This is a genomic window from Mesorhizobium sp. WSM4836 (genome assembly GCF_055811815.1).
This window is the reverse complement of the sequence record NZ_JBVVQF010000032.1, coordinates 25,824-40,426: the sequence shown is the minus strand read 5'-3', so window position 1 is coordinate 40,426 and position 14,603 is coordinate 25,824. Positions and strand designations below refer to the sequence as shown.

The 14,603-nt window shown below is 57.7% G+C and carries 8 protein-coding genes and 3 pseudogenes; 2 read left to right on the top strand and 9 right to left on the bottom strand.

Translation table 11 applies throughout. The features are described 5' to 3' along the window. Positions 1–199 precede the first annotated feature (199 nt). The gene (locus AC0L2P_RS28500) at positions 200–1,492 is read right to left on the bottom strand and encodes an ATP-grasp domain-containing protein (protein WP_473506100.1); all 1,293 of its coding nucleotides are present in this window, start codon (positions 1,490–1,492) and stop codon (positions 200–202) included. A gap of 358 nt (positions 1,493–1,850) precedes the next feature. Between AC0L2P_RS28500 and AC0L2P_RS28495 the strand changes: the two are divergent. Beyond that, a pseudogene (locus AC0L2P_RS28495) lies at positions 1,851–2,188 on the top strand (transposase family protein); the annotation flags it as partial. A gap of 250 nt (positions 2,189–2,438) precedes the next feature. On the opposite strand, the pseudogene AC0L2P_RS28490 reads toward AC0L2P_RS28495, so the two are convergent. The 8 genes and pseudogenes from AC0L2P_RS28490 to AC0L2P_RS28455 all read right to left on the bottom strand — a co-directional run bounded on the left by AC0L2P_RS28490 (position 2,439) and on the right by AC0L2P_RS28455 (position 11,408). Beyond that, positions 2,439–3,147 (bottom strand): annotated as a pseudogene (locus tag AC0L2P_RS28490) (ATP-binding protein). Next, positions 3,147–3,551, bottom strand: a pseudogene (locus AC0L2P_RS28485) (hypothetical protein); the annotation flags it as partial. The pseudogenes AC0L2P_RS28490 and AC0L2P_RS28485, both read right to left, overlap by 1 nt. 660 nt (positions 3,552–4,211) lie before the next feature. Then, a complete protein-coding gene (locus tag AC0L2P_RS28480; protein WP_473506098.1) occupies positions 4,212–5,348 on the bottom strand; it encodes a serine hydrolase domain-containing protein in 1,137 nt (378 codons plus the stop codon). 564 nt (positions 5,349–5,912) lie between these two features. Next, positions 5,913–6,989 (bottom strand): ABC transporter ATP-binding protein, encoded by a 1,077-nt coding sequence (locus AC0L2P_RS28475; RefSeq protein WP_473506096.1) that lies wholly within the window; start codon positions 6,987–6,989, stop codon positions 5,913–5,915. After that, positions 6,986–7,984 (bottom strand): ABC transporter ATP-binding protein, encoded by a 999-nt coding sequence (locus AC0L2P_RS28470; protein WP_473506094.1) that lies wholly within the window; start codon positions 7,982–7,984, stop codon positions 6,986–6,988. Before AC0L2P_RS28470 ends, AC0L2P_RS28475 begins: the two co-directional genes overlap by 4 nt. Then, a complete protein-coding gene (locus AC0L2P_RS28465) occupies positions 7,981–8,874 on the bottom strand; it encodes an ABC transporter permease (RefSeq protein ID WP_473506092.1) in 894 nt (297 codons plus the stop codon). The genes AC0L2P_RS28470 and AC0L2P_RS28465 overlap by 4 nt, the downstream gene beginning before the upstream one ends. Position 8,875: 1 nt before the next feature. Further along, positions 8,876–9,820, bottom strand: coding sequence for an ABC transporter permease (locus tag AC0L2P_RS28460; RefSeq protein ID WP_473506090.1), 945 nt, complete (start codon positions 9,818–9,820; stop codon positions 8,876–8,878). A gap of 7 nt (positions 9,821–9,827) precedes the next feature. Further along, positions 9,828–11,408 carry an ABC transporter substrate-binding protein gene (locus tag AC0L2P_RS28455; protein ID WP_473506088.1) on the bottom strand — a complete coding sequence of 527 codons (1,581 nt, stop codon included), beginning with the start codon at positions 11,406–11,408 and terminating at the stop codon, positions 9,828–9,830. Positions 11,409–12,874: 1,466 nt separating this feature from the next. On the opposite strand from AC0L2P_RS28455, the gene AC0L2P_RS28450 reads away from it, so the two are divergent. Then, positions 12,875–14,308, top strand: a complete 1,434-nt coding sequence (locus AC0L2P_RS28450; RefSeq protein WP_473506086.1) for a CapA family protein — start codon at positions 12,875–12,877, stop codon at positions 14,306–14,308. Positions 14,309–14,603: the final 295 nt, after the last annotated feature.

Genomic DNA, 14,603 nt, shown 5'->3' with positions numbered 1-14,603 from the left:
TACAAGGAATTCGCTAAACGAGGCGAGCAAACGCTCATTCCCGCAGCCGGTGCTCGCTCCGGGGAGGGCCTCGACCTGCTGACGACACTCCGATGCAACATCACGCGGGGCAGAACTGCTCCAATCGACTTTTTTCTTGAAGCTCCGGGTTGAGGGGGAATTCTTCGTCCCTCAAGACATTCCACACCAAAATAGCGAATCATGGTCGGTCTCGTTCTTTCCGGCCAGCCTGCGGCGGTGCGGTAGGTGGAGAGGCAGAAATTTGTTCATGTTCGCCACCCGCCGGAAATGATGCGATCGACCAACTGATTAGATCGACAGCACGCTGAAGTATCGCTTCGGTTGCGGCGCAATTGGCTGAAACGGCGACGATATATCCAATCCAGTCCCGACAATCGCCTTTTCTAACGATGGGTGTTTTTGGTTCAACATTCAACTTGACTTCGACGACACCCGGTATCGTAGCTGCCCGGCCGATACCATCGATGCAATCAAGGACGCCATCGCGGTCCGCAACGAGGAACCGCGCGGCCCCAGTCTGCGAATGACTTCTGCACAAGTTCCATTCGTCGCCAATGACAAGCTTGATGTGCTCTGTGACGAGATCGACACCGCAAGCCGCCTGAACCACCTCAGGTCCAGGCGCGCCGCCAAGACGCGGGTTAACTTCAATGACGACTGGGCCGCGCTTCGTCCATCTAAATTCAATGTTCGTCGGCCCCCAACCAAGGCCGAGAGCCCGCAAACAACTCAGCGAAACATCAGAGATATGCTGATGCTCAGCATCCGACAGCGGCGCCGGAAAGGTCCACTGGTGATAGACGAAATATGGTGGGGGGCCGAACTCGGCGGTGCCGATTCCAAGGACCTCATGTCCCATTGTCTCGGCCCAATAATGGGGGCCTTGCGCAAATTCTTCGACCAGTATGCTTGGTGAAGACCGCCATATGTGCTTCCCGCCCAACAGATAGCTCGTATGGTCGTGCAATTCACCGGCGTTGCGGCACAATCGAACACCGATGCTGCCAATCCCCACGGCAGGCTTGACAACAACCGGAAGACCGATCTCCGCGGCGGAGCGTTCTACGTCCGTGGCGTTAGCTGCCAAGCGATAAGCTGGTATTGCAACGCCCGCCTCCGCGAGGAGCTGACGTTGAATGAACTTGTTGCAGCATCGTTGAATAGACGTAGGGTTCGGCCCCGGCAGATCGAAATGCCTGCAAAGCTTGCCAACTGTCGCATAGGTCAACTCCGTAGCCGACGTAATTCCAGCAATGTCATAGGTGGCCCGCAGCCCAGAACATTCGCGGATCAGCGCATCGAGACTGTTTGTATCGACACGAACTGCCTCAATGTTCTCTGCGGAAACGTATTCGTATCGGGATGGATCAGAAGACATGACAATCGTCTTAAGGTCCATATGCTTTGCCGCCCTAACGTAACGCACTGTATTACTTGCACCTTCAATTAACAGAAGAGCTCTTGTGGCCACTTGTATTACTCCAACATTATTCAGTTAGCCGGAAGCCGAAATATCTTCATCAGGATCTGACCTCTGACTTCGGAATATAGCACCGTCAGCGAATTTCACTTGCCAAAGTTTTGCAAAATATTTTGGAGCTTTTGTTGCAGCTGCTGAACCAGTATGCGACGAGGCCAATCCTGGTCGAAAGCGTCGGGCCTTGATGTCTTCAATGAATAGTTCGCCGGCGGCCGTTTCCGCGAGGTGACACTCGAGTGCTTCGCAACGGTTGCGACGGCTCGATCTCTGGGCGGCGTATTTGCGCGGGCTAGAGTTTGAGCCCGGATTTTGATGGGGCGTCCTTGTCCTCCGAATCAAGGGATGCGCTATGGGCCAGGTTCTTCATGGGAGCGCCACGACGACAGAGGGCGGTCCGTCGAGCGATACAGCATAGAGCCTGAGAGCGATGGCGAAATGCGACGGGGTGCAACCAGAAGACGGTTGCCAAATGGCGGAAACTGACCTCGGTCGCCGATCTGCCGACCGGTCAGAGAACCTGGATCGACGGTGCTCTCTCTTGAGGAGGACGCCATCATCGTCGCCTCCCGGCGCCACACTCTGTTACCGCTCGATGACTGCCTCTATGCCCTACAACCGAGGATCCCGCACCTGACGCGTTCGTCACTGCATCGCTGCCTGCAGCGCCACGGCATCAGCCGCCTGCCGTGGAACTGCACGAGAGGCCACCACCGCCGTCTCAAGAGACTTCCTGCTGCGCCTGATCGCGGCCGTTCCCTACGAGATCCACACCGTGCTCACCGACAAGGTCCTAAGAGTGAAACGGCTTCCAAAACTGACCGCCGACCGGCGTCCAATTCTACCCCGCTTATGTAATGCGCGCCGGTCAGCGTTCGCCCGGGCGGAGCAGGTCAGTTGCGCAGCCCGCGCGAGCGCGGATGGCGCTTTGGCAGCTTGATCAGGCGCGGTTCTTGAAGCGCCAGGATTCGTTTCCGGGCTCGATGATCTCGCAAGGATGGGTGAGACGGTCGAGCAGCGCTGTCGTCATGTTGGCGCCCGCCGAAGACGGCGGGCCAATCGCCGAACGCCTAGTTCGTGGTGCCGATGATCGAGGTCCGTTCATAGAGCCTGCTGATCAGGTGGAAGAGCAATTGCCCGCCGGCCTGCGCGCGGGAGATGGCCGAGTTCATCAAGCACGACGGCGTCGAGCCGGGTGAGGTAGTCGGCGATACGGCCCTGCTTGCCACCGCGGTGCTCGGTCTCGAGCCGTTGACGAGACGACGTTGAAGAAGCGGCCACGTGAGCCGTTGCGGATCAGGGCGCGGGCAATGGCGATTGCCAGATGCGACTTGCCGGTTCCCGTGTCGCCGATGAGCACGGCGTTGCGCTGGTCGGCGACGAAGGTGCGGTTGGGAACGTCCCGGACCAGCACTTCGTTGACCGGCGTACTCATCGATGTCCTTGGCGATCGGCAGCTTGGCGACAGTGAGCTGGTATTTGATGGAGCGGGCCTGCTTCTCGGCGATCTCGGCCGACAGCAGATCGCCGACGACCCTCGGCGGCGGCTCGTGCTGGCGCTTGATGCCTGTCGCCATGACCTTGTCATAGGCGCCGCACCCCTTAAGCTTCAGGGTTCCCATCAGATCCAGAACCTGGGTGCGTTCCATCAGCTTGCAATCCTGAGGCTGTCGTAACGGACGCAGTCGGCGAGCGGCTCGTGTTGCAGGCGAAGAGCGTCCGGGGTGAGGATGGTGACGGCCGGCGCCGGGTCGCGCCGCCGCGCTAGGATGTTAATGATGACGGCGGATGAGCAGACACGACCGAGTATCCGTTGGCATCGAAGCGAACCGTGCAGGTCTTTGACACCGAGGCTGGCACCGTGTGGAATCCGTCGGGGCCGCGATACTGGACCAGTTGCCGCGCTCTTCCACGAACACATCCAGATCGTTGGTTCCAGTTGCTCGATGTGAGGGTCCGCCTTTGGCATAGGCGACCCACTTGTCCTGCAGCAGGCGTTCAGCTCGACATAGGTCTTGAAGCGCAGCCTGTGCGTGAAGAAGCGCTCGCGCAGTGTAGGGCGAGCCACCTCGCCGGCAGAGCGGACATTCACTTTTCGGGAGGGCCTGATCTGGCAGCGGCCCGGATGACAGGATAGGGCACGGCAAGATAAGCCAAACCACAGCACCGCATCGCGGCAGACATCTCGAAAACGAACACGAACGATGTCGGTTATGAGGTTATGACGCCAGTGGGCGCGTGATCATGCAATTTTGCGTGAGGCCACACCTACACGAAAGCGCGGCTAACGCGGTCGAGCTACTGGATCGGGCCCGGCGCCGCTGGGCACCGCCGCTCGACTGATCGTGGCGAAGGCAGGATCCACGAGCGATTGATTGTCGAGGAGGAAGGCACGGACTCGGGCTTCCGGGGCTGATGAAGACCTTTGCGCTCGAGGGTCTGCTATCCAAGCGTCTCCAGGAATCGCGGCAGCCACCATTTTCTCGTGGGCCGAAGGTCGGTGAGGCGGTCGGCCGGACGCGCCTAACCAGTTGCCAGGCGCTGAAGAAAGCGCTTGCTGTGAGTTAACGCGAAAGTGAAAACGGCAAGCGCTCGAGAGACAACCACTATCACGCCGGCCAGTGCTCGGGCCGCGCGCGAACGAAACTATATCCGACTGCATGAGCGTCGTCGTCGAGATTGTAGCGAGGACTTAGTAGCTTCCAACAACGGTTCATAGTTGTGCGGCGAGGTTGGCCATCATCTTCACGAGTGGAGCGTTGAAATCAACGTCGGAGGCACTGTTGTTCTCTAGCACACCGAAGTAGACAACGACGGTGCGGGTATCGGGACTTGCGAGCATGTACTGACCACCGTACCCGCCGTGACCGAGAAACGCCCCATCGGTATTGGTGTGCCGGCTATAGCGCATCCACTCACGCGGTTTCCCCAGCCGAAGCCCGGGATTGCGCCGTGTCTCTTCGATGAAGGCGGCATCACCGACCTGGCGGCCATCGACACCCTCGCCCTTGCGCGCAAACAGCAGCCCGTAGCGCGCGAGATCGCGGGCGGTGAGGCAGGCACCTCCGCACACCAGCGGCACGCCCTCGCGGTCACATGTGATATGAAAGCATCCTTCAATGCCTGCTGCCTCGACGATCTCAATCAGCCAGTCTCGCAAGCCTCGACCGGTGGCACGCTCAATAATCCAGCCGAGCACATCGGTGTTGGTCGACTTATACAGCGCTTCTCCGGTGCGATTTGCCAGGTCCCCGCCGGTGATGCTGCATATGAAGGAGCGGGTTGTCCCTTCCTTTTGGCCATCCATTGGCAGGCGATAGCCCCAGGCGGGCTCCCCGTCGTAAATTGCCGCATTGGGGTCGCTGTAATCCTCGGTGAAGTCGTTTGCGACGTCCATGTCGGCGACCGCCCTCACGGTCGCCGTGGCATAGCCAGTACCGATCTCCGGCAGATAGGTGCTTACTTGCGCATCGAGGTTGACTAGACCGTCAGCCACGGCACGACCGAGCATCAGGTTCAGCGTCGTCTTCGTGATAGACATTATGGCATGTGGCCTATCGGACCCGAAGTCTGGAGCATAGGCTTCGTAGAGTATTCGATCGTCGCGCACCACCACGAAGGCGGAGAAATGTGGCATGGCGAGATAGCGTGCGACCTCGGGCTGCCCGCCGATCTTCCAGTCGATCTCCTTTCGGAGTAGCAGGACGCGCGGTGCGCGGACGGAAAAGGCATAACGTGTCGTGGTGTGGAGATTGTGGAAGCCGGCGCGGCGGTGATCGGGTAGGTTCCAGCGCGGCTTGTTGTCGAACACGGTAGCGAGGTCGGGATTGGCGATCGAAGACGGTGTCATCTGTTGGACCTTTGCGCGTTGGTCATTTGTAGAATTGATGTGGGGAGCAGTTGTTCTTCCGCCTGCTTAAAGCTTCAGGCGTGCCTCTCGACGAAGGATGGGCTTCGTCCGCGTGATGTTTTAGATCGGCCAAGCTATTGTTTTCTTGCTGAGAACAAACCCGCCTGTTGAACTCTCGTCCTGAAGCAGTGCCGTCAAAGAAGCGGCCGGTTAGGATTGATTGTCTGTAGGGCAGCGAACAACTTTCTTCTGCCAAATCGACCCGGTAGGCGAATATGAGGTCGCTTACCTGCAACGGGGCAGCTGGTTTGGGTAGATCCACAATATTCGCCTGGTCATATAGGTGCCGATCGCAACCACCTTGCCTCAAACGGCGTGCAACTCGCCTGTAAATCGCGAAGTATCCAGTAAGCTCTTCGGAATGCGAGGAGTGCCACGTGCAACGAAGCAACACACCGTCCTCCTGCTCGAGCACGGGCAAATGGCTCCAGCGTGACCTATTGGTTTATACAGTAACGGCTTGGCTGTCAGTATATTAGTATTTCGCATTCCCACAATTTCATTTCATCGCCCCCATCTTCTCTCTTTAGTCCGAACGAAATTTGAAGTAAATACAGATAAAACCTGCCGTTTCTGATCCAATGGCCCTTCGTTATCGCGTTCGAGCGGGAAATGGCATTTGAAGCTGTGAGTCGCGTCCTCTCGGCTTGCTGTAGGTTCGGGGAAGACGCGGCTGCAGATATCCTGCGCGTAACGACAACGGGTGTGGAACTCACAGCCAGACGGCCGCTTCATCAGGCTAGGCACTTCACCGTTGAGCTCGATCCTATTGCGCACCGCGTCCGGATCTGGCTCGGGATTGGCCGCAAGTAACGCCTCAGTGTAGGGATGACGTGGGTGCTCAAAGATACGGTCGGTCGAGCCGACCTCAATAAAGCGACCGAGATACATTATCGCCATGCGATCGGTCATGTGGCGTACAACGTTCAGATTGTGCGTGATGATGAGGATCGCCATACCAAGTTCGTCCTGAAGCCCCGCGAGAAGATTAAGCACCTCGCCCTGAACTGAGACGTCAAGGCCTGCGGTAGGCTCGTCGGCAATAATCAAATCCGGATTCAGCGCAAGAGCGCGCGCGATACCTACGCGCCTGGCCTGACCTCCGGAAAGCTGATGAGGATAGCGGGGAGCCAAGTCCGCCGGCAAGCCAACCATGCGAAGCAGGCGCTGCGCCTCGGCTCCGACATCGCGCTCCTTCAGCCCGTGGATCCGGAAAGGCTCCGTCACGAGTGATCGCACCGTCAGCCTCGGCGAAAGCGAGCCGATTGGATCCTGGAACATCATAGCCATGCGCCGCAAATAGAGTTTGCGTTCGGCCCAGCCGAGGTCCTCAATTTCCTGTCCGTCGAAGCTGATGCTGCCGCTCACTGCTCGCTGTAAGCCGATTATCGTGCGCCCGACGGTGGATTTGCCTGAGCCACTTTCGCCGACAAGACCGAGTGTCTGGCCCTTGCCGATTTCAAAGGACACACCGCATACTGCATCGATGAAAGGAGCTTTTGTCCCGGTTACGAGGGCCTTCAGCGGACCCATGGTGCGGAAGCGGACGCGCAGGTCCTCAACCCGAAGCAGCGCGCTCATGCCGAAACCAACCGCTGTTTAATGAGCAGATGACACCGGGCGACTTGGTCTACGCCGATGCGGTGCTCGTCCGGGCTCTCTTCAAGACAGCGATTGAATGCCTCGGGACACCGGGCGCGGAAGATACATCCTTTATTGCTGCCGATGAGACTGGGCACCTCGCCCGGAATGGTTGGCAAACTGCGCGTGCTTTTTTTTATCCGCCCTGGATCGCACTCTAGCAGCGCGCGCGTGTAGGGGTGAGCAGGCTTGTGGAAGATGTCCCTGACCGCTCCCTCCTCTACCACTTCGCCCGCATACATGACGGCGACTCGGTCGCACAACTCAGCCACAGCGCCGAGATGGTGAGAAACAAAGAGGATTGAACAGCCGATCTCCTTCTGCAGATCTTTGAGCAGACGAATGATCTGCACCTCCAGCGTTGCATCAAGCGCGGTTGTTGGCTCGTCGGCTATAAGTAGAGCTGGTTTTACAAGTAGCGCCATGGCGATGCAGATGCGCTGGCGCATACCGCCGGAAAACTGATGCGGATAGGCACCCAGGCGATTTTCTGGGTCGGGAATTCCGACCCGGTGAAGCATGTTGATAGCACGACTGCGCTTGTCGCTCCGGCTCATTCGTTTGTGGTGCTGGATATCGATCATCTGACTCCCGATGTTTCGCACGGGATTGAGTGTCGTCATAGGATCCTGAAAAATCATGGAGAGACGATCGCCGAGCAGGCTGCGACGTGCCCGAGCGGGCATTTTGAGTAGGTCTTTACCTTCGAACAGGATACTGCCGGCCGTAACATCTGCATTTTCTGGTAGTAGGCCCATCACTGTATACGCGAGCGTGGACTTCCCGGATCCGCTTTCTCCGACTATCCCAATCACCTGCGCGGCTGGGACATCGAGAGAAACGTTACGCAGGGCATGAACTCGCCCACGCGGCGAACCGAAATCCAGATTCAGATCACGGATCTCTAGAAGCTGGCGCAGATCGTCGCGTCTCATAAGTCTTTCCGCAGCTTGGGATCGAACATGTCGCGCAACGTCTCACCCAAGAATGTGAAGCCAAGCGTTGCGAGGACGATGGGAATACCGCCGGCGATGACGAGCCAGGGCGTCTGGTCGATGTAGCTATAGCCATCGTTGAGGATAGCTCCCCAGTCGGGCGTCGGAGGCCGCACGCCCATTCCGAGAAAGCTGAGACCGGCTTCCCAGGCAATGACGCTCGGCACGTCCATGCTCACGAGAATGAGAAGGGGTCCGAGGACATTGGGCAGAACATGCACGCAAAGGATGCGCGTCGTGCCTGCGCCCATGCTGCGCTCTGCGGCTATGTACTCGCTGCTTCTCAGCACCTCGGCCTGAGTGCGCACGACGCGCGCATAGATCGGCACCGATGTTATTGCGATGACAAAAATAACACTCGCCAGACTTGGCCCCAGAAGTGCGATAATGGCCAGCGCGAAAATAATGCCCGGAAAAGATCGAATAGTATCGAAGATGAGCAGGAGCACATTGTCCAGCCAACGCGGCCCGAAGCCTGCGATTAGACCAAGCACGGCACCGACCGCCAATGCACTACCTAGGGATGCGAAAGCGACAAGAAGCGGGATGCGACCGCCCATCACGATGCGAGAGAATGTGTCTCGACCGAGCTGATCCGTGCCGAGCAGAAACTCCGGTGAAGGAGCCGCCAAGCGTTGACCGACCATGATCTTTGTCGGATCATGCGTGACCATCAGCGGACCGAAGATCGCGGTTACTGCAATCGCTACGACCAGCGCCGCTCCGAGGATGCCGAGACGTTTCTTGCGAAATTCTCGCAGGAAGGCGCGAACGGCGCCACTATTTATAGCATCATTCGGCTCAGGACGAATGGCTTCCTCGCTCACCATGTTAAAGCTTTTCCCGAGTTCGTGGATCGAGGAATGCATTAAGTAGATCGGAGAGCGTCGTGGCGGCGACGATAAGGAAGGTGGTGACGAGCACAGTGCCCATTACTATTGGATAGTTGCGCGAATTAACCGCATTCACGATCAAAGCGCCGATGCCGGGCCGCGCGAAGACTACCTCGACAAAGACAGCGGACGAAAGAAGCCACGCGATTCCTACCCCGAGTATGGTTACGGTCGGTAGAATCGCGAGCGGCAGCGCGTAGCGCGTAATGATACGCCATTCCGAGATTCCGAACGACCGGACCGTGCGCACGTGGTTTTCTCCTAGGGTCTCAAGCATGGATGCTCGTACCAGCCGGGAAATGTAGCCGACCCAGCCAACCCCTATGGCGAAGCCTGGAAGAATGAGATGAACAAGTCCATCCCAGAAGCCATGGCCGGCTCCGATGGCTGGCAACCAGCGCAGAGTTGCCGCAAAAATCAACAGCCCGTAGACCGCCATGACAAAGGAAGGTATCGAAATCGCGGCGACCGTCACGACGCCGGCCACATGGTCGATCCAAGAGTTGCGCCGCATCGCCGAGTAGCAGCCGAGCGGCACGGCTATCACGACCGCCCACAGGATCGAAATCAAAATCAGCTCTATAGTATAAGGCAATTGCTCGAACACAATGTCGGCAACTGGCCTCTGGCTGAAAACATCATAACCGAGATTGCCATGGAGCAGCCCGGCGAAGAAGGTAGCTATCTGGACGATGATTGGCCTGCCCAGCTGCATCTGCTGATGGAGTTGCGCCTTCATTTCCGGAGTCGCCCGCGGTCCGAGCAGAACCGCCGCAGGATCACCAGGAACTGCTCTGATCATCAGGAACAGAAGCGTCACCGCGATCGCAATTATTGCGATCGCGAGAGCAATCCTTTTGAAAATGTAGAGCCCCACGCTCACGGCCTCTCTAAACAGCCTTGAAGTCGAGATACAGTGGGTAACCGTCCGGACGTGTGGCGGTCTGCATCCGTGTGGTGCGATACACGATCGGCGTTCCCCCGTGGGTCAGGAACCGATAGGCGCCGGACTCCTCCATAAGGTCCTGCATCTCCTGGTACAGCTTCGCCCGCGCATTCGGGTCGTCCATCGTGACCGCCTTTGCGGCCAACTGATCGTAGCGATCGCTGCGGAAGCGCTCCCAATTCGAAGCTGTACCGACTTGAGCTCCCACGAACCAGGACGTCGCATAATACGGGTCTGGCAACGAGGCGTAGTAGGTTAAAATTAGCTGCAGATCTTTCCAGCGCTCCCCTTCCGATTCCACGCCGAGTGTCCAGAACGAGCCGGAATCATGAAAAGTGATCTCAAGGGAGATGCCGATCTGCGACAATTGCGCCTGAACTGCTTGGGCTATTGCCGAATTCGTGCTATCGCTCAAACTGACCATTGTAAGGGCCAAATCGGCCACGCCAGCTTTCTCCAGAAATTCCTTGGCCTTCTGAACATCGCCTTCCGGTGACACAAGCCCCTTGTCGCGGTGCCCCACAACACCGGGAGGAATGATCCCCGTCGACGGGGCTGCTTGACCCGAATATGCGGCGTCCAGGATCTGCGGCACATTAATGGCCCATTGGATCGCCTTGCGTACATTGATGTCCTTAAGCTTCGGGTGATCTATGTTCATGCCGATCCAGCTGAAATCGAGCGATTGGTACTCCACGAACTTCGTATCGGCGGGCGGATTGTTCTTGAAAGGGGAATCCAGACTGACAACAGAGAAATCGGTGTCGCCCGCCTGGTACGCCCGTTCGGCCGCCTTGACATCAACGATCGACAGTAGGCGGATTTCGTCAAAGCCCGGCTTCGGGCCGGACCACTCCGGATTGCGCGTCAAGACTGCATACTGGTTCGGCTCCCAATCTGCGAGCACATATGGGCCGGAGAAAGCAGGCGGTTTCGTGCCAAAAGTACCGCCGTTCTTGGTTGCGTTTATCACTGCATCCTCGGAAACGATATGCCCAACCGCAAAGGGAAGCGTATTCATCCAGAGCGGCACAAATGGTGCCTTCAGCACGATCACGCCTGTATAGTCGTTTTCGATTTCGACATGATCAAGCGGACCCCAATCGACCTTCACTGGCGAATTGTGCTTGATCACGCGCTCAAACGAGAATTTGACGTCCCTAGCAGTCAACTCTCCGTAGCCTCCGGTGAAGTGGATGCCCTTCTTAAGACGGAAGCGGACATGGGTGGGATCGACCTTTTCGATATTTTCTGCCGCTTCCAGTTCCCACTCCCATTGAGAACCCGGCTTGTAGCGCGTGAGCTTCGAATAGATGCAACTCATGACATCTACTTCGTGGTTTAGAACGTAAAACCCAGGGTCAAACGTCGTCGGGTTAACCGTCCAGCGCGCCTTCAGCACCTTGCCCTCAGCTGCCCAGATAGCTTGCGAGAGTGGCATGCCGGCGGCAACAATACCCCCGCCGAGAGCGGCCCCCCCTTTGAGAAAGCCTCGGCGGCTCACGGCGCATCGCATGTCTTCCATAATTCCCTCCCCAGTCGTCCTGCCAAGCGCAGTTGCACTTGTTTCGCGGACAATACCGGCGAGACTGCCTCCTTGCAGCCGTAAAAAAACTCATCATCCGCATAACTATTTTTGGTTCGACTGCGATAGGCGGCTCACTTTCGGAGTTTCGCCTGTCCGCCGCAGGATCAGCCTATGCGGGCGAGGTGGTCCGACCTCCATTGCGCGTCTGAGGGTCGCTCGCTCGAACGTGCCGAATCCATCCCCATCACAGCTGGGTCGCGGCGAAGGTTAAAGAACCCGTCGTCGGACTCCGTGTTGCAAGGTCCCGGAAGCGAATGCATTGCAACTGCGGAAGGTGGCGGGAGGCGAGCTTCGCTATTTATCGCGCGGACGATGCCTCGCCGACGAGCATGTGTTCGGGTCATCGAAATGATCTCGCTAATTTCGACCGAAGGCATTCGAGGCCGGTCCGACGGATCATGGCCTTGCGGCCCATGTCCCCGCGACGCGCTACCAGATACGATGCGCCGCAGCACATGCTTGCTCAGCGCACATGAGTTTGCGTCACGCGCCTTCGTAACAACGCATCGCCCCATCCGAATTCAGCCGTCGTAAAAATTGGGCTAAAGACTTTCGTTCAGCGAATTGCTTTAGCGTAAGGTGTGTCGACACTAAGTGTACCGATATCCTGATGAAACATTGTACTGCCGAAGCCCGCCGGAATAGCCTGAGCGCCTTGCCCAGCCACCGTGCTGCCGGACCGCCATTGCCAATCAGGGGCGCTCATTTCTGCACTCTGCCGCATACTCGCTGACTTACTGTGCGCGAGGCGGCGCTACGATGCATCATCTCGGCGACGCCGAGTTCGAGGGCCTTTCACGTGGCACTCACGTTAAGCCATCTCGCGCATCCGTCTAGCCTTCGCTGCCGCCACAGTAGGACATCCTGACCGACAAATAGCTCTCACACGGCAACCTCGGACATAGTCTTCGTCTGTGTTTCGTTCTCTATTGCCGACCTGAGCGAGTAGTGTCGCCATTTTTCAGCGCGAACGGAACAGACGTGGTCACATCGCCGCCGGAGCTTGGGATCCTGCATATCCCCGGAAAAAATGCACAACTTGGGCGGGCTCTGCCCCCCCTGCGCAGCTAATCGGCTGGGCCGTCGTTATACCCTACTGGCAAGATAATTGCTGCGTATTAAGGGACGCGGATTACCAACCAGCCCCCTGCTCGTGGTCAAATGACCTACGCTTTGGGAGTTGGATCTTACGTTGCAAACGCCAGCTGAGCTAACATGGAGGATTAAACGGGATGCGGAAAGCGCGGTTCGATCGCGAAGGCTCCTTTCCCAAGATGGCGCAACGTACTTCGGTGGACAGCCGCTCGCTGCTGCTTGAGCAGGCTAGTGGCGCGTCTGGAGGATAACTTAATTCAGTTGTTTACCTCATTCACACGTAAAGCGTCTGACCTATGGAGAAATAGATGGAGAATAACGCACACGCGGGCGGTTCTGGTCGGGCCATGCCGGGCAGCAGCTATGATGCAGCCGGTTCGATCGCAACGAACATTGCGGACGGCTTCACGATGGTCGCAGTTGGCGATCTTATCGTGACGCGACCGCTGACCAAAGCACAGGACCCTGACTTCGGCGCCGTCATCAAGATCCTCCGTGAAGCTGATGTCACATTCGGAAACATGGAAACCAACATTTTCGACATCCGATCTTTTACCGGAAGTCCTCAAGCTGAGTACGGCGGAGCGTATCACGTCAGCCTGCCAGAGCTCGGGCCTGATCTAAAGGAGATGGGTTTCAACCTGCTTAGTTACGCGAACAACCATTCGCTTGACTGGGGCGTTGAAGGCATGCGGGCGACGTGCCGGGTGCTTGATCAGAATGGGATTGTTTATGCAGGTGTAGGCGAGAACCTCGCACAAGCCGGCGCCGCTCGCTTTCTGGAGACCGCACTCGGTCGAGTGGGATTGGTGTCCTTTGCTTCATCCTTCACCCCGTTCTCTCGTGCGTGCGATCCCGCCGGCGAGGCGCCAGGCAGACCAGGACTCAACTGCCTTCGTTTGGCGCAAAGTGTCGTGGTCTTGCCAGAAATGCTCGAGAGCTTGCGGCAAATCCGCGACGCGCTTCCCAACTCCAAACCTGGCAGTCGATGGGCTCCGGCTGCGGTTTCAGGGACGGCAGAGGAGCGGCCTGCACAGTTCGATGATGGCGAGAACTCAAGCCAGCTCGTAGTCGCTGGCGTGACATACAATACGGGCGACAAAGTTGGCTACAGCTATGAAGCGCACGGTCGTGATGTCGCCGGGATTCTACGAAACGTACGAAGGGGCAAGCAGTTCGCTGACTTCTGTATCGTCACAAACCACGGTCATGAGCCGGGAAATTGGAGCCCAGAGGCGCCCGACTACGAACAATCGCTTGCCCATATGCTCATTGACGCGGGGGCGGACGCGTACATCGTACATGGACCGCATCAGTTGCGAGGCATCGAGATCTACAAGGGCCGACCGATCTTTTATAGCCTCGGGAACTTCATCATGGATGATCTTCGGACACCTGTGGGCGCTGACATGTTCGCTGCTCATGGCAAAGATCCACGAAGCGACACGGACGCTGAGGTGACGGTCGCCGAGATGGCAAGAGGCTTCTCAGATAGGGTCTTCTATGAAAGCGTTGTCACAGTCAGCCGATTTGAGCTGAACAAGCTTGCCGAGTTGCGGCTGTATCCGATCGAACTCGGTCACACGAAGAGGTTTGCCAATCGGGGCATACCGCGGCTCGCCCCCGGGACGCAAGCAAGAGGCATCCTGGAGCGTCTCCAGAAGCTCTCGAAGCCATTTGGGACCGAGATCGCCATTGAGAACGATGTCGGCGTCATCAGCCTGCGGTCCAGGCCGCTCTGAGGAGGGATGCCTTACTTGACGGCTGGGGTCAAATGTTTAAGCAGACTGCATTCGGGCCAGGGGTCGCCCTCGTGCCAGCCTCTGGCACTGTGTATGGTTGTGGCCATCCACCGGAAGCCTACTTCAATCCGCGTCCACGCGCGCCAAATCCAGCAGCTTAATGAAGATGTCATCGCCAATGTGGGTGACGATATCTTCATAAATATACCACACAACGCACACTCTATCGGCCCGTGAACGACTGCAAACGAACCGGTGCTGGCGGCCATGGCAACCATTTCGCACGGGAGCTACT